This is a genomic window from Paracoccus tegillarcae, assembly GCF_002847305.1.
Taxonomy (GTDB): Bacteria; Pseudomonadota; Alphaproteobacteria; order Rhodobacterales; family Rhodobacteraceae; genus Paracoccus; species Paracoccus tegillarcae.
On the sequence record NZ_CP025408.1, the window covers coordinates 2877254 to 2895581 of the forward strand.

Below are 18328 nucleotides of genomic sequence, written 5' to 3' on the forward strand. Positions count from 1 at the left end.
CTGAACAATGCTCAAGACACAAACACGCCATGCCATCGACCCCGCAACCACCAAGACGCTGGATACCGATCAGCTGCGCGATCATTTCCATGTCGGCGGGCTGTTCAGCGATGGCGAGATCGATCTGGTCTACAGTCACTATGACCGCCTGATCCTTGGTTCTGCCGTGCCCGCTGGCGGGTCGCTGGTGCTGGATGCCGTCGCAGAAACCGGGACGCCCTCCATTCTTGACCGGCGCGAAATGGGTGTGCTGAACATCGGCGATACTGGCAGCGTCAGCGTTGGCGGGCAGGACCATACGCTGGAAAACGGCGAAGTGCTGTATATCGGCATGGGCTCTGGTCCCGTGACCTTTGGCGGCAATGGCCGCTTTTACGTCCTGTCCGCGCCGGCACATCAGACCTATCCGACCAAACTGATCAAGCTGTCTGACGCCCGCCGTGTCGAGTTGGGCTCGCGCGAGACGGCGAATGAACGCGTGATCATCCAGTTCCTGCATCCCGAGGTCTGCCAAAGCTGTCAGTTGCTGATGGGCTATACGCAATTTGCAGAAGGCTCGGTCTGGAACACCATGCCCGCCCACCTGCATGACCGCCGGATGGAGGCCTATCTGTATTTCGGCCTGCCGCAGGATCAGCGCGTCTTTCACTTCATGGGTGAGCCGTCGCAGACCCGCCATATCGTCATGGCCAATGAAGAGGCCGTGATCTCTCCGCCCTGGTCGATCCATTCGGGCGCGGGCACCTCGTCTTACACGTTCTGCTGGGCGATGGCGGGCGACAATGTCGATTTCACCGACATGGACATGGTCGCGATGGAGGATCTGCGCTGATGGCGGGCCCGTTTTCCCTTGAAGGTCGCCATGCGCTGGTCACGGGTGCGAATACCGGGATCGGTCAGGCCATTGCCGTGGGGCTGGCCGAGGCCGGGGCGAAGGTCATCTGCGCCGGTCGCCGGGCCAGCGACGAGACGGTCGATCTGATCTCCCAGGCAGGTGGCACCGGATCGTCGGTGCTGGTGGATTTTGCCGATCCGATGGCGGGCAATTCGCTGTTTGACGGGCAACAGATCGACATTCTGGTCAACAATGCCGGCATCATCCGTCGCGACGATGCCGTCGATTTCTCAGAGGCCGATTGGGACGATGTGATCGACGTCAACCTCAAGGCGCTGTTCTTTACCACGCAGGCCTTTGCCAAGCCGGTTCTGGCGCGGGGCGGTCATGCGTCGGTGGTGAATATTGCGTCGCTTCTGTCGTTTCAGGGCGGCATCCGGGTGCCGTCCTACACGGCCTCGAAACACGGGGTCGCCGGTCTGACCAAGCTGATGGCGAATGAATGGGCGGCCAAGGGCATCAACGTGAATGCCGTCGCGCCCGGCTATATCGCCACCAACAACACCGAGGCTCTGCGGGGTGATCCCGCGCGCAATCAGGCAATCCTTGATCGCATCCCCGCCGGTCGCTGGGGCGAGGCCTCTGACATCGCCGGGGCGGCGGTTTATCTGTGCACGCCGGCGGCGCGCTATGTCCACGGTGCAATCTTGAACGTTGATGGAGGCTGGCTTGCCCGCTGAAAGACTGACCCATTCGGGCGCCCCGCGCCCCGGCACCGGCATCGTCCATCTGGGACTGGGTGCGTTCTTTCGCGCCTTTGGCTGCGTCTACATCGCCGATGCGATGGCATCTGGTGGCGGCGACTGGGGTATTGTGGGCGTATCGCTGCGCAGCCCTGACACGCGCAACGCGCTGTCGCCGCAGGGCTGGGCCTATAATTCCGTCACGCTTGGTCCGGATGGCGAGAAGGCTCGGGTGATCGAGGTGCTGAACGATGTGCTCGTTGCACCGAAAAACCCCGAGGCGGTTCTGTCCGCCATGGCTGACCCGGGCGTAAAGATCGTCACGCTGACGGTCACGGAAAAGGGCTATTGCCACAATCCGGCCACCGGCAGGCTGAATGCCGATCACCCCGATATCCGTCACGATCTGGAAGATGCCCTGCCGGTTTCGGCCGTCGGCTATCTGGTTCGCGCGTTGCAGCGCCGCCGTGACGCGGGTCTGGCGCCTTTCACCGTGCTGACCTGTGACAACCTGCCGGAAAACGGCAAACTGGTGCGCGGGCTGGTGCTGGATTTCGCCCGGCTGCTGGACCCATCGCTTGCCAGCTGGATAGAGGCAGAGACGCGGTTTCCATCGACCATGGTCGACCGGATCACACCGGCCACCACCGATGCCGATATCGCGCGCGTCGAAGAACTGACCGGCAGGCATGACGCCGCGCCGGTGATGCATGAACCCTTTGCGCAATGGGCGGTCGAGGATGATTTCGTCGGCGGTGAGCGACCCGATCTGGCCGCCGCGGGCGCCGAAATGGTCAGCGATGTCACCGCGCATGAGCACATGAAGCTGCGGATGCTGAACGGCACCCATTCCTCGCTGGCCTATACCGGCTATCTGGCGGGGCATGAAACCATCGCGGCGACTGTCGCCGATCCGGTTTACGCCGATTTTGTCCGGCAGTTGTGGTCCGAGATCATCCCGACCGTCGAGGCTCCCTCGGGCGTCAGTCTGGACGCCTATGCCGACGCGCTGTTTGATCGCTACGCCAACCCGGCGGTTCGTCACCGGACCTGGCAGATCGCGATGGACGGCAGCCAGAAGCTGCCTCAGCGCCTGTTGGGGACACTGCGCGAGAACCTGGATGCCGGGCGCGCTTCGCCCGCGCTTTACCTCGCCGTTGCGGCCTGGATGCGCTATGTCGGCGGCATCGACGAGGCGGGCGGCGCGATCGAGGTCAAGGACCCGCTGGCAGCGCACTTGCGCGAATTGTCCGATGCAGCCGATACACCTGCTGACACAGTTGCCGCCCTGCTGGCCGTCGACGACATCTTTCCACCCGAACTGGCCGCACGTCTGCAACAGCCTGTGACACAGGCGGCTGAACTGCTGTGGGCCAAAGGTGCGCGCAAAGCCGTGCAAGAGACGACTGCATGATCCGTACCGACCCCCCGTACCGGCACCAGAACGGAGCTGCAAAATGAGCAAGAGAGCTGTGACCATCGCCTATATCGGTGGCGGTTCGCTGAACTGGGCCTTTCGGCTGATGGCCGATCTGGCGCATGATACGACGCTTGCGGCGCATGTGCGGCTGTACGATATCGACCACGCCGCGGCAGAACGGAACGCCCGGATCGGCGCCCGCTTTGCCGAGGTGTCCAAGGGTCAGCCTGCGACCTATCAGGCGGTGCCCGATATCGCGCAGGCGCTTGCCGGGGCCGATGTCGTGGTCGTCTCGATCCTGCCGGGGCAGTTCGACGATATGGCGCAGGATGTGGATATCCCCGCGCGATTTGGCATCCTGCAATCGGTTGGCGACACGGTCGGGCCGGGCGGGTTCTTCAGGGCGCTGCGCTCGATTCCGATGATTGCGCAGATTGCGCGCGATATCCGCGATCACGCGCCAGAGGCCTGGGTCTGCAACCTGACCAACCCGATGAGCGTGCTGACCGGCGCCATGTACAGCGCCTTTCCCGAGATCAAGCTGTGGGGCGAATGTCACGAAGTGACCAAGCTGCGCCATCAGGTCGCCTGGATCGCCAACAACGAGGCGGGTGGGCCGCAGGTCAGCCATCGCGATGTCATCGTCAACGTGCTGGGGATCAACCATTTCACTTTTGTCGACGCCATCGGGCTGAAAGGCCGCGACATGCTGCCCGCCTATCAGGAATTTGTGAACCAGCACGGCAATAGCGGCTGGTCGTCGCGCGAGCCCGACCCCGAGGACGATCACGACACCTACTTCATGGATCGCAGTCGGGTGAAGTTCGATCTTTATCGCCGCATCGGCATACCGGCGGCGGCGGGTGACCGGCATCTGGCCGAGTTCATGCCGCAAGGCGACTATCTGGATACTCATGCCGATTGGGGCTTTGCGCTGACGCCGGTTGCCTACCGGATGCGCGATCGCGACAGCAAACGCGAACGCGCCGCCGCGCTGGCCGCAGGGCAGGGCACGCCGCAGGCAGAACGCTCGGACGAGGCGCTGGTGGATCAGATCAAGGGTCTGCTGGGGCTGGGGCATTTCGTCAGCAATGTGAACCTGCCGAACCGGGGCCAGATCGACGGATTGCCGCATGGCACCATCGTGGAAACCAACGCGCTGTTTTCCTCGCTTGGGGTGACACCGCTGGTCGCCGGGCGGCTGCCCGATGCGTTGCAGACGATCACCGCCGATCACGCCGCGCGCCAGACTGCGCTGACGCAGGCCGTCATGACCGCAAGCTGGGGCGATCTGTTCGATCTGTTCCGATCCGATCCGCTGGTCGTGCCGCTGAGTGATGCGTGCGCGAAAGATCTGTTTGTCGAGATGGTGCAGGCCACGGCCCACCATCTTCCTGAGGAATTGCAGAGGGAGGCCGCATAATGGGTGGTGACAGCCGCTTTCTGGGGATCGCTTACGTATCCCCATACATCATTGGACTACTCGTCTTTACTGCATTCCCGTTTCTGGCATCGCTTTATTTGTCATTCACGGATTACGATCTGCTCTCCGCCCCGAAATGGGTCGGTTTGGACAATTACGAACGCCTTTTCACGCGCGACCGCACTTTCGACAAATCGCTTTGGGTGACGTTGCTTTACGTTTTCATGACGGTGCCTCTCAAGCTGGCCTTCGCGCTGCTGGTCGCGGTCGTGCTGAACTACAAGCTCAAGGCAATCGGCTTCTTTCGCACGGCCTATTACGTGCCCTCGATCCTCGGCGGCTCTATCGCGATCGCGGTTCTGTGGCGCTATATCTTTGCCGAGGCGGGGCTGGTGAACATGGCCCTGACCGGGTTGGGCATGGATCCGATCAACTGGTTCGGTGATCCGCAGAATGCGATGTTCACGCTGGTTCTGCTGCGCTGCTGGCAGTTCGGTTCGGCCATGGTGATCTTTCTGGCCGCCCTGCAATCGGTGGACAAGTCGCTTTATGAGGCGGCGTCGATCGACGGCGCGAACAAGTGGCATGTGTTTCGCTATATTACCGTGCCGCTGATCACGCCGGTCATCTTCTTCAACCTGATCATGCAGACGGTCCAGGCGTTTCAGGAATTCAACGGACCCTACATCATCACCAATGGCGGGCCGCTGAAATCAACCTATCTGCTGCCGCTTTATATCTACGACAAGGCCTTCAAGAGCTTCGACATGGGTTACGCCAGCGCCATCGCCTGGATCCTGTTCGTCATCATCATGGTGCTGACGGTGCTCGCGTTCTGGTCTTCGAAAAAGTGGGTCTATTACGCCGGCGACAAGAGGAGCTGAGGATATGGTAGACGTCTCAAACTTACCCGGACCATTCCCCGAAAGCGACCGCAGGCCGCCGACGGCAATGGAACGCAAGCTCAAGCGTCAGGAACGGCGCAGTGCAATCATCCGCTATGCCGTCCTGACGGTAGTGGGCCTGATCATGCTGTATCCGCTGTTCTGGATGATCGGCGCATCGTTCAAGACCAATAGCGAGATCTTTTCCAGCCCCTGGTTCTGGCCGCAAGAGCCGACCGTTCAGGGCTATATCGATGGCTGGAGAACATCGACGCCCTACACCTTTGGGCATTTCTTTCTGAACTCGCTTTATATCGTGATCCCCAAGATGGTGGGCGTGGCGATCTCGTCCGTGGTGGTCGCCTACGGCTTTGCCCGGTTCGAGTTTCCGGGCAAGAAGATCCTGTTCGGCATCCTGATCGCGACGCTGCTCTTGCCCGATGTGGTCACCCGCATCCCGCAATACCTGCTGTTTCGTGAACTGGGCTGGCTGGATACCTATCTGCCGCTCTTTGTGCCGCAATGGTTCGCGATGGAGGCCTTTTTCGTCTTCATGCTGATCCAGTTCATGCGCTCGGTTCCGCGCGACATGGAAGAGGCGGCGCGGGTCGATGGGGCCAACACATTACAGGTTTTGTGGTATGTGGTGGTGCCGATGATGCGGCCGGCGATCATCTCTGTCTGTCTGTTCGTGTTCATGTGGACGATGAACGACTTCCTTGGCCCGCTGATCTATATCTCGTCGGTCGAGAACTATCCCATCAGCCTTGCGCTGAAACTGTCCATCGACGCGACCGAGGCATTCGCCTGGAATCAGATCCTGGCAATGACAGTGCTTGCACTGACACCGTCGCTGGTCGTGTTCTTCATCGCTCAGAAATACTTCATCGAAGGCATCTCTACTGGGGGGGTCAAAGGATAATGGCTGATCTGCAACTTAAATCCGTGGAAAAGGTCTATGGCGGCGGCTTTAAGGCTGTCCATGGCATCGACCTCAAGGTGGAAGACGGCGAATTCATGGTTCTCGTGGGTCCGTCCGGCTGCGCCAAATCAACCACGCTGCGCATGATCGCGGGGCTTGAGACGATTACCGGCGGCGAAATCAGCATCGGGGATCAGGTCGTGAACGATCTGGTGCCGGGCAAGCGTGGCATCGCGATGGTGTTTCAGAACTATGCGCTTTACCCGCATATGAAGGTGCGCCGGAACCTGTCCTTCGGCCTCAAGCTGAAGAAGGAGCCGCAGGACAAGATTGAACGCTCGACCCAAGAGGTCTCGGGGATTCTCGAGATCGAGCAATTGCTGGATCGCCTGCCCAAGCAGCTGTCTGGCGGTCAGGCACAGCGCGTCGCCCTGGGCCGTGCGCTGATCAAATCGCCCGAGGTGTTTCTGTTCGACGAACCGCTGTCGAACCTGGACGCCAAGCTGCGCGCCTCCATGCGCGTCAGGATCACCGATCTGCACAAGCGCCTGCGCGACGAGGGTCGGCCCGCAACCGTGGTCTATGTGACCCATGATCAGGTCGAGGCCATGACCATGGGTGACCGGATCTGCGTGATGAAGGACGGGCATATCATGCAGGTCGCCGATCCGGTGACGCTGTATGAACGCCCCGCAAATGCCTTTGTCGCCGGGTTCATCGGCATGCCCGAAATGAACCTTGGCTCGGCGGTACTGACGACTGACGGGGTGCCAACGATCACCATGGCGGGGCAGACCATCACCATCGCGGAAGGCCTGGCCGAGCGGTTGCAGATGCGCGAGGGGCCGGTGACCTTCGGTATCCGCCCTCAGCATATCGAGCCGGTGCCGCCTGGCACGCCAGACGCGCTGGTCGGCAAGGTGCACAACCTCGAATTCATGGGTCACGAGGTGAATATTCACGTGACCATCGGCGACACGGATTTCATTTCCGTGGTGCCAACCGAACGCTTTGACCATTCGCTCAAGCGCGGGGACGAGGTCGCTTTGCGGCCATCCGGCGCACGCGTCCATCTGTTCGACAAGGACAGCGGCGAGAACATCTCGCTGGCCAATCTCGACACTCAGAATTGATAGGGAGGATATCATGAACTGCATCAAGACCATTCTGGCCGCCGCATTGGCCACCACGGCCATCGGCAGTACCGTCAACGCCGAAGAACTGCGCATGAGCTGGTGGGGCGGCGACAGCCGTCACATCGCGACGCAAGAGGCCGTAAAGGTCTGCGGTGACAAATATGGCCACACGATCAGCCCGGAATTCACCGGTTGGGACGGCCATTTCCAGAAGGTCGCCACCCAGCTTGCCGGTGGAACCGAGGCCGATATCATGCAGATCAACTGGCCCTGGCTGCCGATCTTTTCGGAAGAGGGCACCGGCTTTGCCGATCTGAACGACTTTTCCGATACGATCGACCTGTCGCAATGGTCCGAGGACGAGCTTGCCGCGACCACCCGCAACGGCCACCTGAACGGGCTGCCAGCATCCGTGTCGGGACGTCTGTTCTTCTTTAACAAGACCACCTGGGACAAGGCCGGGCTGGCACTGCCCACCACGATGGAAGAGGTCATGGCGGCCGGGCCGATCTTTGCCGAGAAACTGGGGGACAACTACTATCCGCTGGAGGGCATCGGCCTTGATGCCTCGCTGATGATCCAGATGATCGTGACCCAGCAGACCGGCAAATCCTTCATCAACCCCGAAACCAACGAGGTTCAGTGGACGGCCGAGGAACTGCAGGCCGGCATCGACATGTATCAGAAGATGGTCGATGAGCACGTTGTGAAATCATGGCCCGATATGGCGGCAGCGGGCAATGTGCCACTGTTTGAAAACGCCGACTGGTCCAATGGCATGATCGGCGGCAGCTATCAGTGGGATACGACCTATTCCAAGATCAATGATCCTCTGACAGAGGGTCAGGAACTGGTGGCCGTGGGCCTGCTGCGCGTCGATGGCGCACAGAATGACGGCGTCTATCGCAAGCCCTCGATGGTCTTTTCGATCTCGTCTCATTCGGACAAGCAACAGGCCGCAGCAGAGGTGCTGAACTGCCTGCTGAACGAGCCTGAGGGCATCACCGCGATGGGTTCGGAACGCGGTGTTCCGTCGTCGAACGCCGCTGCCTCGCAGCTGCTTGAGACCGGCGGGATCGAGCAGATCCAGGTCGATGCGCAGGACATGGTGATGGCCGCCGAAGCCCCCGCGATCAGCCCCTTCAACGAGGATCCGGATGTCCGCGCGGGCATCGAGGATACGCTGGAACTCTTCGCTTATGGCGAGCTCGACAGCGCAGAGGCATCCGAGGAAATCCTCATGCTCGTCAACGAGGCGATGGAAGACAAGTAAGACGACAGGCGGCGCCGGGCAAACCGGCGCCGCCCCCTGACCTGCAAGGAAAAACCGATGCCCGAATTACGCGCCATCGCCGTGACCGCGCGGACTGCGGTTGTCATGGTCGATGCCGAAACCTGCCGCTATCACCTGCCCGCAGCTCTGGATTGGGTGCTGAATGACGGGGCGCAGCGCGGCCAGACCTTTGTCGTTCCACTGTTTCTGGAGGGGCTGGCACCCGATACCGAACACCGGCTGGATGTGGCGGGCGATCTGCTGACGTTTCGCACCGCGCCCTGTGCCGGGCTGGTCGATGCGGCGGATCACGGGGTGTCGGTCGATGCTGACGACAATGCGCAAGCCTTTGCCGCAGCCATCGCGGCAGTGCCCAGGGGCGGCACGCTGAGCGTTGCGGCCGGGCTTTACGTCAGCGGCCCGATCTTTCTGAAATCCGACATGACATTCTATCTGCCCGAAGGCGTCCAGATCGCCGCCCCGGGCTCGCGCGAGGGCTGGCCGATCTTGCCCGAGCGTGACGGTGAGGGCCGCGTCATCGGCACCTGGGAGGGGCTGCCGGCGGCGTGCTTTGCCGCGCCCGTCACCGCCATCGGTTGCGACCGCCTGACCCTGACCGGGCGCGGGATCATCGACGGCGGCGGCGATCGCGGCGACTGGTGGGATTGGCCCAAGGAACGGCGGCAGGGGGCATATCGCCCGCGTACGCTGTTTATGGCCCATTGCCGGGATCTGGTGATGTCGGGTGTGACCGTCCGCAACTCGCCCTCATGGACGGTGCATCCTTTTCATTGCCATGGCCTGATGGCCGCAGCGTTACGGATCGAAAACCCTGCCGATAGCCCCAATACCGACGGCTTCGACCCCGAAAGCTGCACCGATCTGCAATTGCGAGGATTGTCGATCAGCGTGGGCGACGACTGCATCGCCGTCAAATCCGGCAAGCGCGGCACCGGCGCCGACCGCCGGGTCGATCACATCGCGCCGACCCGGCATATGACCATCGCCAATTGCCTGATGCAGGACGGACATGGCGCGGTCGTCATGGGCTCTGAAATGAGCGGCGATATCACTGATGTCGACATTAACCGCTGCGAATTCAAAGGCACGGACCGCGGTTTGCGCATCAAGACCCGCCGGGGCAGGGGCGGGCAGGTCGCCCGTATCACCATGCGCGATGTGACCATGCAGGGCGTGGGCACCGCCTTGGCGGCCAATGCCTTTTACTATTGCGATGCCGATGGCCGCTCGGACGCGGTGCAGTCGCGCGATCCGGCCCCGGTAGATGAGACCACGCCGCAGATCGCCGATATCACCATAGAGAACCTTACCCTCACAGACGTGCGTCATGCCGTCGCCGCCTTTCTGGGCCTGCCCGAGGCCCCGCTGACCGGGATCCGGCTGTCGGATATCCGCGTCAGCTATGACGACGACGCCCAGGCAGGCGATACGCTGATGGCCAGCTATCTGCCGCGCGTCCGGCATGGCGGCATCCTGCATCGCTTTGCTGAGCTGGAGACCGACGCTGCACTGCGCCCGCTGCTGGAGGACCTGAACGATGCTGGCTGATTATATTGATGACTACGTGACGCGCTATCAGCCCTACAAGGGCGGCAACTGGTGCTATGAGGATGGCTGCATCTATCGCGGCCTTGAATTGCTGCATATCGAAACCGGCGATCCGCGCTGGCTGGATCACCTGCACCGTCTGGCCGATGCGCAGATCGGCGACGATGGCAGTTTGGCTGGCTATAACCTCAGCGATTACAACATCGACAATGTGCTGCCGGGGCGCGCGCTGCTGTATCTGCAGCAGCAGACAGGCGAGCCGCGCTACATGACAGCCGCCGATCTGTTGGCCCGCCAGTTGCAGACCCATCCGCGCACCCAGTCGGGCGTCTACTGGCACAAGTTGCGCTATCCGTGGCAGATCTGGCTGGACGGCATCTATATGGGCCAGCCCTTCCGCATTGCCCATGCCCAGGCAAAGGGTCAGCCCGAAGATGTGGCCGATTCACTGCGCCAGATCGACATCGCCTTGAAGGCTTTGTTGGATGCCGAGGCTGGTCTCTACCGGCATGCCTTTGACGAGGCGCGCGAACAGCCTTGGGCCGACAAGAAAACCGGCCAGTCGCCCGCCTTCTGGGCGCGCGCGATCGGTTGGCTGGCCATGGCGCTGGTCGATGTGGCGGATCTGGTCGGTGATGATTTCGCGCCCTTGAAGGGCCGGACCGTCGATCTGCTGAACCGCCTGCAGGCGCTGCGCCAGCCAGATGGGCTGTGGCTGCAGGTGATCGACAGGCCCGATCTGACGGGCAACTATCAAGAGATGTCGACCTCGGCCATGTTCGCCTATGCACTGCTGCGCGGGGCGCGGCTGGGGCTGGTGGACCAGCCGTCGGGTCTGGCCGAAACCCTGTTCGCACAAGCCGTCAAACCGAAATCTGGCGGCGGGCACGAAATGGTCGAGATCTGCGAAGTCGCCGGGCTTGGCATGTTCGAAAACCGCTATCGCGATGGCAGCGCCGAATACTACCTGACCGAACGCCGCGTCGCCGACGATGCCAAGGGCGTCGGCCCGCTGATGATGGCGGCGGCGCTGGCGGGGGTCTGATGCGGCCCCAGCTTACCGAGGAACAGGCCGCGCGCTACAGCCGCGATGAGGTGCTGCGCTACACCGGCGCCGCCGGGAATGATGTGACCGACCCGTGGTTGCCCGCGCCGCTGGTCGCGACCGCGATCCTGCTGGATTTCACCGTCGGGCAGGGCGGCAGCCATGCCACGGTTCAGCAGGCGGTGAATGCGGCGCTGGTTCAGGGCCGGGGCGGTCGCGTGGCAATCGGGATCATGCCGGGTGTGCATGAGGGGCTGGTTTACGTGCCGCCCGCGCCCTTCGCGCTGACCCTGATCGGGTTGGGGCGGCGTGCCGATGATGTGATGTTACTGAGCAATATAGACGCCGAGATGCCGGGCCCCGAATACAGGCGACGATTCCAGGCACAGTTTGCGGATGCACCGGCGCAGGTTGCCAGCATCTTTCGCCGCATCGCCGCGACGGACAGGATCACGACGGCCAACGCCTCGGTGGTCCGCGTCGAGAATAACGACTTTCAACTGCTCAACCTCACCATTCGCAACAGCTACGGCGCAGATCGGGTGCAGCCGGACTCGACCGAAACGAATGCAGCAGGCCAGTTTCGCAAGGGGCAGCATCAGGCCGTGGCACTGCTGATCGCCGGGGCGGACCGTGTGCAGGTGCAGGACGTCGCGCTGCGCAGTTTTCAGGACACGCTTTACCTGCAATCGCCCGCCAGGGGCCGGACGGTGCGGACCTGCCTGACCGGCTGCGATATCGAGGGCGATGTCGATTTCATCTTTGGCCAATCAACCGCCTGGTTCGAGCGCTGCCAGATCCGATCTCTGGGGACGCGTGCACCGCAGGCATGGGCCACTGCACCCAGCACCGATATTTGCACGCGCCATGGTTTTGTTTTCAACGATTGCGACTTTACGCATGACGGATCGCCTGCGGCACTGGCAGGCAGGTTCAGCCTTGGCCGGCAATGGTTCGAAGGCGTGCGCGCCACGCCTTACGGGCAGCCAACCGTGCCCGGCTATCGCTGCGATCTTGGGGCGGTGTCTGGCTATGATCCGCCCTCGGGCACGATCAGCCGCGCCACGCTGCAATCGGTGGGCAAATGCGTGATCCTGCGGTCACGGATCGGTGCGCATATCAACCGCGCGGCACCTTGGGACGATTGGAACGGGAACAGCTGGAACCCGCGCTATCGCCCTGCGCAATACCGCGCGTCGGACATGCTGGATGCCTTGTCAGGCTGGCTGCGGGGGCAGGATATCACCTTTGAGGACGTCGATCCGGCGATGGTCTTTCTGGGCGAATATGACAATCAGAACAGCTAGGTAAGGCAGTTCTGCGGATTAAATCAATTCAGGGCTGACACGGATCAGGCTGGCGTCAGAGATGCCGGCATCCAACTGACCGAAGGCCTCGCTGATGATCAGGTCGGCGCGCTGGCGGATCATGCGCAGCGGAAAGCGCGACAATGTCGCGAAGGGATCATAGTCATAACACCCAAGCCGCGCGCCGCAGATCTGCGCCTCGGGCAGGCGCGACAGATAGCGCATCACCCCTTCGAAACAGCCGATCGAGTTCACGAACACGCCCGCCGGCAACCGGCCCAATTCGTCATGCAGGTCCGCCAACGCCTGTTCGGCCTTTGTGTCTTCATATCCGCAGGCAATGATCTGATCCTCGCTGAAGAATGCCTCGGCAGCCTGCGTCCGCTGCCGGAAACCCTGAATGCGTTCGGCCGAGGCGGGCAGGTGCATTTCGCCACCCAGAAAATACAGCCAGGAACCCGGATCGCTGATCACGGGCTGGGGCATTTCGTTCAGCAAGGTGTCAGTCAGCAGGGACGCACCATGGGTGTTGTCGGTCACGACAGAGGGTGCCTCGGCGCAGGGGTGGTCCACGAAAACATGCGGGACATTGGCGGCGCGGCAGGCGCGTGCCAGCGCCAGCGGTTCGGTCGCGCCCGCGATCACCACCAGATCGACCGAATAGGCGATCAGGCTTTCAACCGCGCTTAGCTGTGCCTCGGCGTCGCGGCCCGCATGAACGGTGGCGGGACACAGCCCGCGTGCATGGGCCTCGCGCGCGAATTGCTGGCTCAGTTCGGCAAAAAAGCGGTTCTCGTGATCGGGTAGCACCATGCCGGCAAGCCCGGATTCCGCCTTGCGCAGCCCGCGCGCCTGACGATTTGCGGTATAGCCCTCTTGCCCGGCGATCTTGCGAATCCGGTCGACGGTTTCCTTTTTCAACCGCCGCTGCTTCCACTTGCCGGTCAGTGCCGCAGAGACAGCCGAGGGCGATGTCCCCGCCTTTTGCGCGATGTCGTAGATCGTGCTTTTCTGCCTTGGCTTCTTTGGATCGCGTTCTTGCAATGAACTTTCTCAACACTCTGCTTGACGGGAATTATCTTTCGCGTTTAACCTTGCTAAATCGATTGAGCAATCTTTTCAAGCTCGGCGATTCTGGCCCCGATCAACGCGGGGTCGCGGACATGGCGGCGTGGAGGCGCCGTGCTAGGGAGGAGAAGAATGAAAAAATTTCTGAACGCGACCGCAATGGTCGCCCTGCTGACCGGCGCCAGTGCTGCCGGCGCGGAAACCACCATGGGCGTGGTCGTCAAGATCGGCGGCATCCCGTGGTTCAACGCAATGGAAGAGGGCATCAGCCAGCGCGCCGAAGAACTGGGTGTCACCGCCGAGATGATCGGCCCGACCTCTGCCGATCCGGCGCTGCAGGTGCGCGCCATCGAGGATCTGATCGCAAAGGGTGTCGACGTCATCGGCGTGGTTCCCAACGATGAGGCCGCGCTGGAGCCAGTGCTGAAAAAGGCCATGGATGCCGGGATCAAGGTCATCTCTCATGAGGGGCCGGGGCTTGAGAACGTCGACTGGAACTTTGAGCTGGCATCGGCCGAAGGATTTGGCGAGGCGCATGCCAAGCTGCTGTGCGAGATGACGACAGAGCCGGGAACATATGCGGTCTTTGTCGGATCCCTGACGGTGCCGCTGCACAATGCCTGGGCGGATGCCGGGATTGCCTGGATCGAAGAAAACTGCGCTGAAAAACTGCAGCCGGTCGGTGACCGCTACGGTGTGGCGGAAAACGTCGATGACAGCCGCTCGACCGCGCTGGATCTGTTGGCGGCCAATGACGATCTGCGCGGCTTTCTGGCATTCGGCAGTCAAGGTCCGATCGGCGCCGGTCGCGCCGTCGAGGAACGCCGGCTGGGTGGCCAGGTCCATGTGATGGGTCCGTTTTCGCCCGGACAGGGGCAAAAGCTGCTGGAAAGCGACGTGATCTCGGGTGGCTTCATGTGGAACCCGGCCGAGGCAGGGCGCGTCTTTGTGACCTTGGGCGATATGCTGGCCAAGGGCGAAGAGATCGCCGATGGGGCCGAGATCGAAGGTCTGGGTGTGGTTCATCCCGATGTCGAGTCGCACAACATCATCACCGACAATCTGCTTGAGATCAACAAGGAGACGGTGGGCGAGTTGGCAGCAAAGGGGCTTTGAGGCCCGGTGGCTGCCACCCGATAAACCGATAACCAGGGGTCCGCAGTTCTGCGGGCCTCTGTCTGACAGGCAGAAAATTCATGGCAAGTGATCCCGACAAAGCCCCGGCATTGCGGCTGCGCAACGTCTCCAAGACCTTTGGCGGCGTCAAGGCGCTGCAATCGGTCGATTTCGAGGTGCGCGCTGGCGAGGTTCATTGCCTGGCGGGTGAGAATGGCTGCGGCAAGTCGACTTTGATCAAGATCGTGACCGGCGTCTATACGCCCGATCCCGGGGCTGAGATCCAGCTTTTCGGTGAGGACGTCGCCCAGATCACCCCGACGCGGGCGCGGGCCATGGGCATCGCTGTCATCTGGCAGGATCTGGCGCTGTTTCCGCATATGACCGTGGCCGAGAACATTGCCTTTGACGAAATGGTTGGCACCATGCCGCGCCTGGCCTTTGGCGGTCGCTACAAGGGTCGTGTCCGTGCCGTGCTGGACCGGCTGAACGTGCCGCTGGATCTGGACGCGCGTTTGGGTGAACTGCCCATCGCACAGCGTCAGATAGTGGCCATCGCGCGGGCGCTGATGGGTGATGCGCGGCTGGTTTTCATGGATGAACCCACGGCCTCGCTGACGCAAAGCGAAACCGACGCGCTGCTGGATGTCGTTCGCAATCTGTCGGCACAGGGGATTGCGGTCGTCTTTGTCAGTCACAGGCTGGCCGAGGTGCTGGACATCGCCGAGCGCGTGACCGTTGTGCGCGACGGCAAGCTGGTCGGCGTTTATCCGACCGAAGGCATGACCCAATACCGGCTGGGCGAATTGATGACCGGCGCGCAGCTTGAATATACCGTCACCGCGCGGGATCGCTCGGATGCCGAGCCCGTGCTTGAGGTCGAGGGCCTGTCGCGCGGGGGAGAGTTTCACGACATCGACTTGACCATCCGGCGAGGCGAGGTGCTGGGACTGACCGGGCTGATCGGCGCAGGCCGGACCGAGTTGGCGCATGCGCTGATCGGCATGACCGCAGCGGATGCCGGAAGCGTCCGGCTAGAGGGCAGGCTGGTCCGGTTCCACTCCATCCGCGAGGCCATCGCTCACGGCATCGCCTATGTGTCCGAGGACCGTTTGTCGCTGGGCCTGATCCAGCCGCAATCCATTTCGGACAACACCGTGATTTCGGTGCTGGGCCGCATTCTGAACCGGGCAGGCCTGATCTCGCCCGAGCGGCAGTCGGAACTGGTGCGCTATTGGATCAACGAACTGGCGATCAAGATCGGCTCGCCCGAAGATGCCGTCTCGACCCTGTCGGGCGGCAACCAGCAGCGTGTCGTGCTGGCGAAATGGCTGGCGACACAGCCCCGGCTGCTGATCCTCGACAGCCCGACGGTGGGCGTCGATGTGGGCGCCCGGGCGGGCATCTTTCGGATCGTGCGGCAATTGGCCGAAGAGGGGCTGTCGATCCTGCTGATCTCGGATGAGGTCAGCGAGGTGATGTTCAACGCCGACCGGGTCCTGCACATGGCCGATGGCCGCATCGTTGGCGAATACGACCCGCGCCAGACCGATGTTCCCGAACTGGAGGCGCGGATCTATGCGTGATCTCTTTCACAACTATCCTGTCGAGGCCCGCATCTTTGTCGTGCTGCTGTTGATGATCATCGGTCTGTCACTGGTTACTGACAGCTTCATGACGCTGGGCAACATCACCTCGCTTTTCAACAGCAATGCCGTGAACCTGATCTGGGCCATGGGCTTGCTGGTAGTGCTGATCGCGGGCGGCATCGACATCTCATTCGCGGTTGCGGCCTCGGTCGTGCAGTATGTCGCCGCGCAGATTTTCATCGGCATGGGCGGCGGCAACTGGGCCATCGGCTTTATCGTGGCCGGCACGCTTGGGATCGGGCTTGGCCTGATCAACGCGGCATTGATCCATGGTTTTCGGGTGATCTCTATCGTTATCACCATCGCCACCTTCAACGCCTTTTTCGGGCTGCTGATGTTCTTTACCAAGGGCCGCAATATCTACAATCTGCCCGACTGGTGGACCGAACGGATCTATATCTTTGAACATCAGGCGGCCAATGACACCTGGTCGGAACTGAACCTCGCGGTCGCGGTCATGCTGGGCTGCGTGCTGGCAACATGGGTGCTGATCCGGCTGACGACACTGGGCCGGCAGCTTTACGCCTTTGGCGACAATCCCGAGGGCGCGCGCCGTGCCGGCGTGAACATCTGGCAGATGCAGATGGTCGCCTTTGGCTGGTGCGGCATGATGGCCGGCATCGGCGGGCTGATGCAGGTGAATATCGCCCAGGAGGTCGTGCCCAATGCGCTATATGGTCGCGAACTCGAGGTTCTGGCAGCCGTTGTTCTGGGCGGTGCGCGACTGGGCGGCGGGCGCGGCACGGTGATCGGCTGCATTCTGGGCGTCATGTTCGTGGCGATCACACAGAACGGGCTGAACCTGATGGGTGTTTCGCCCTTTGCCTTCCAGATGATCATCGGCGCGACCATCCTGATCGCGATCTCGTCCTCCAACCTCAATCTGGGTTTGGGGCGTCGCAAGGGCGATGCCGAGGCGCGGCTGAAAGGGGGGACGGCATGACCAGCACCTTGCGCGAACGCATCACCGCCCGCCTTGGCCCCGAAACCCTGCCGCTGCTGGGATTCCTGCTGCTGGTCGTGGTCGCCTTCGCAGTGGCGACCCCGCTGTTTCTGACCGGTGCAAACCTGCGGTCCATGGCCTTTCAGATGCCCGTTCTGGGGCTGCTCACACTGGCCATGCTGGTGCCGATCCTGTCGGGTGGGCTGAACCTGGCGATCATCTATCAGGCCAATATCTCGGGCCTGGCGCTGGCCTGGGTGCTGATCCAGTTCGGCGGGCCTGATGCCGGTATCGGTGCGTTCCTGCTGGGCTCGGCGCTGGCGATCATCGTCGGGGCCTTGTCAGGCGCGCTGATGGGCGCGGTGGTGGCCTATATCGGCGCGCATCCGATCCTTGTGTCGCTGGCGATGATGATCTTTCTGCGCGGTCTGGGTGAATTCATGACCCGTGGCGGCGATATTTCCGGTTTTCCCAGCTATATGACCACCTTGGGCCATGGCAGCCTTGCGGGGATCCCCGTGCCGTTGATCCTGTTTCTGGCCGCGGCAGCCCTGTGGCATCTGATGCTAAAGCGGACCCGGCACGGGTTTTCCGTCTATATGGTTGGCTCGAACATCCGCGCCACGGAATATTCGGGCCTGCCGACACGGCGGACCCTGACGCTGATCTACACGCTTTCGGGGGTGATCTGCGCTGTGGCGGGCATCCTGATGGCGGCGCGGTTCAATTCGGTCCGCGTGGGCCATGGCGAGGCGCTGCTGCTGGTCACGGTGCTTGCCTGTTTCCTGGGCGGGGTCGATCCGTTTGGCGGCTTTGGCCGGGTTTTGCCGGTGGTCATCGCACTGGTGATCCTGCAGGCGCTGTCCTCGGGGCTCAGCCTGATCGGCGCGAACCAACATCTCTCGACGGCCGTCTGGGGCCTGTTCCTGATCGGCGTCATGGCGCTGCGATGGGCCGGCGGCCGGTGGCGAAGCAGACAGCGAAAGGCAGGGTAG

Annotated in this window: 16 protein-coding genes; 15 read left to right on the forward strand and 1 reads right to left on the reverse strand. The window is 62.2% G+C overall.

Annotated features, from left to right (window positions below):
* Positions 1–7 precede the first annotated feature (7 nt).
* The 11 genes from kduI (at position 8) to CUV01_RS14015 (ending at position 12557) form a co-directional block, all read left to right on the forward strand.
* Positions 8–832 (forward strand): 5-dehydro-4-deoxy-D-glucuronate isomerase, encoded by an 825-nt coding sequence (kduI, locus tag CUV01_RS13965; RefSeq protein ID WP_101461003.1) that lies wholly within the window; start codon positions 8–10, stop codon positions 830–832.
* Entirely contained in the window at positions 832–1575 is a 744-nt protein-coding gene (kduD, locus tag CUV01_RS13970; protein WP_101461004.1) for a 2-dehydro-3-deoxy-D-gluconate 5-dehydrogenase KduD, read from the forward strand. The genes kduI and kduD overlap by 1 nt, the downstream gene beginning before the upstream one ends.
* On the forward strand, positions 1553–2992 hold the full coding sequence (locus CUV01_RS13975; protein WP_101461005.1) for a mannitol dehydrogenase family protein: 1440 nt from the start codon (positions 1553–1555) through the stop codon (positions 2990–2992). Before kduD ends, CUV01_RS13975 begins: the two co-directional genes overlap by 23 nt.
* Positions 2993–3035: 43 nt before the next feature.
* The gene (locus CUV01_RS13980; protein ID WP_101461006.1) at positions 3036–4421 is read left to right on the forward strand and encodes a family 4 glycosyl hydrolase; all 1386 of its coding nucleotides are present in this window, start codon (positions 3036–3038) and stop codon (positions 4419–4421) included.
* Complete coding sequence (locus tag CUV01_RS13985) at positions 4421–5305, forward strand: carbohydrate ABC transporter permease (RefSeq protein ID WP_101461007.1); 885 nt, start codon at positions 4421–4423, stop codon at positions 5303–5305. Before CUV01_RS13980 ends, CUV01_RS13985 begins: the two co-directional genes overlap by 1 nt.
* A 67-nt stretch (positions 5306–5372) precedes the next feature.
* On the forward strand, positions 5373–6227 hold the full coding sequence (locus tag CUV01_RS13990) for a carbohydrate ABC transporter permease (RefSeq protein WP_232962258.1): 855 nt from the start codon (positions 5373–5375) through the stop codon (positions 6225–6227).
* Positions 6227–7360, forward strand: a complete 1134-nt coding sequence (locus CUV01_RS13995) for an ABC transporter ATP-binding protein (protein WP_101461009.1) — start codon at positions 6227–6229, stop codon at positions 7358–7360. The genes CUV01_RS13990 and CUV01_RS13995 overlap by 1 nt, the downstream gene beginning before the upstream one ends.
* Positions 7361–7373: 13 nt before the next feature.
* Positions 7374–8636, forward strand: a complete 1263-nt coding sequence (locus tag CUV01_RS14000) for an ABC transporter substrate-binding protein (protein WP_101461010.1) — start codon at positions 7374–7376, stop codon at positions 8634–8636.
* 57 nt (positions 8637–8693) lie between these two features.
* Positions 8694–10205, forward strand: coding sequence for a polygalacturonase PglA (gene pglA, locus CUV01_RS14005; RefSeq protein ID WP_101461011.1), 1512 nt, complete (start codon positions 8694–8696; stop codon positions 10203–10205).
* A complete protein-coding gene (locus CUV01_RS14010; RefSeq protein WP_101461012.1) occupies positions 10195–11250 on the forward strand; it encodes a glycoside hydrolase family 88/105 protein in 1056 nt (351 codons plus the stop codon). Before pglA ends, CUV01_RS14010 begins: the two co-directional genes overlap by 11 nt.
* Positions 11250–12557, forward strand: a complete 1308-nt coding sequence (locus CUV01_RS14015) for a pectinesterase family protein (protein ID WP_101461013.1) — start codon at positions 11250–11252, stop codon at positions 12555–12557. Before CUV01_RS14010 ends, CUV01_RS14015 begins: the two co-directional genes overlap by 1 nt.
* Before the next feature lie 18 nt (positions 12558–12575).
* On the opposite strand, the gene CUV01_RS14020 is transcribed toward CUV01_RS14015, so the two are convergent.
* Positions 12576–13601 carry a substrate-binding domain-containing protein gene (locus CUV01_RS14020; RefSeq protein WP_101461014.1) on the reverse strand — a complete coding sequence of 342 codons (1026 nt, stop codon included), beginning with the start codon at positions 13599–13601 and terminating at the stop codon, positions 12576–12578.
* Between the two features lie 156 nt (positions 13602–13757).
* On the opposite strand from CUV01_RS14020, the gene CUV01_RS14025 reads away from it, so the two are divergent.
* The 4 genes from CUV01_RS14025 to CUV01_RS14040 all read left to right on the forward strand — a co-directional run bounded on the left by CUV01_RS14025 (position 13758) and on the right by CUV01_RS14040 (position 18328).
* Positions 13758–14741, forward strand: coding sequence for a substrate-binding domain-containing protein (locus CUV01_RS14025; protein ID WP_101461015.1), 984 nt, complete (start codon positions 13758–13760; stop codon positions 14739–14741).
* Positions 14742–14821: 80 nt separating this feature from the next.
* On the forward strand, positions 14822–16327 hold the full coding sequence (locus CUV01_RS14030; RefSeq protein ID WP_101461016.1) for a sugar ABC transporter ATP-binding protein: 1506 nt from the start codon (positions 14822–14824) through the stop codon (positions 16325–16327).
* A complete protein-coding gene (locus CUV01_RS14035) occupies positions 16320–17333 on the forward strand; it encodes an ABC transporter permease (protein WP_101461017.1) in 1014 nt (337 codons plus the stop codon). Before CUV01_RS14030 ends, CUV01_RS14035 begins: the two co-directional genes overlap by 8 nt.
* Positions 17330–18328 carry an ABC transporter permease gene (locus CUV01_RS14040; protein ID WP_101461018.1) on the forward strand — a complete coding sequence of 333 codons (999 nt, stop codon included), beginning with the start codon at positions 17330–17332 and terminating at the stop codon, positions 18326–18328. The genes CUV01_RS14035 and CUV01_RS14040 overlap by 4 nt, the downstream gene beginning before the upstream one ends.

Coding starts and splice junctions, on each gene's coding strand:
- kduD (WP_101461004.1), top strand. CDS start 832: ATGGCGGGCCCGTTTTCCCTTGAAGGTCGCCATGCGCTGGTCACGGGT.
- CUV01_RS13995 (WP_101461009.1), top strand. CDS start 6,227: ATGGCTGATCTGCAACTTAAATCCGTGGAAAAGGTCTATGGCGGCGGC.
- CUV01_RS13975 (WP_101461005.1), top strand. CDS start 1,553: ATGGAGGCTGGCTTGCCCGCTGAAAGACTGACCCATTCGGGCGCCCCG.
- CUV01_RS14035 (WP_101461017.1), top strand. CDS start 16,320: ATGCGTGATCTCTTTCACAACTATCCTGTCGAGGCCCGCATCTTTGTC.
- CUV01_RS14040 (WP_101461018.1), top strand. CDS start 17,330: ATGACCAGCACCTTGCGCGAACGCATCACCGCCCGCCTTGGCCCCGAA.
- CUV01_RS13990 (WP_232962258.1), top strand. CDS start 5,373: ATGGAACGCAAGCTCAAGCGTCAGGAACGGCGCAGTGCAATCATCCGC.
- CUV01_RS13980 (WP_101461006.1), top strand. CDS start 3,036: ATGAGCAAGAGAGCTGTGACCATCGCCTATATCGGTGGCGGTTCGCTG.
- CUV01_RS14000 (WP_101461010.1), top strand. CDS start 7,374: ATGAACTGCATCAAGACCATTCTGGCCGCCGCATTGGCCACCACGGCC.
- CUV01_RS14025 (WP_101461015.1), top strand. CDS start 13,758: ATGAAAAAATTTCTGAACGCGACCGCAATGGTCGCCCTGCTGACCGGC.
- CUV01_RS14015 (WP_101461013.1), top strand. CDS start 11,250: ATGCGGCCCCAGCTTACCGAGGAACAGGCCGCGCGCTACAGCCGCGAT.
- CUV01_RS14030 (WP_101461016.1), top strand. CDS start 14,822: ATGGCAAGTGATCCCGACAAAGCCCCGGCATTGCGGCTGCGCAACGTC.
- kduI (WP_101461003.1), top strand. CDS start 8: ATGCTCAAGACACAAACACGCCATGCCATCGACCCCGCAACCACCAAG.
- pglA (WP_101461011.1), top strand. CDS start 8,694: ATGCCCGAATTACGCGCCATCGCCGTGACCGCGCGGACTGCGGTTGTC.
- CUV01_RS14010 (WP_101461012.1), top strand. CDS start 10,195: ATGCTGGCTGATTATATTGATGACTACGTGACGCGCTATCAGCCCTAC.
- CUV01_RS13985 (WP_101461007.1), top strand. CDS start 4,421: ATGGGTGGTGACAGCCGCTTTCTGGGGATCGCTTACGTATCCCCATAC.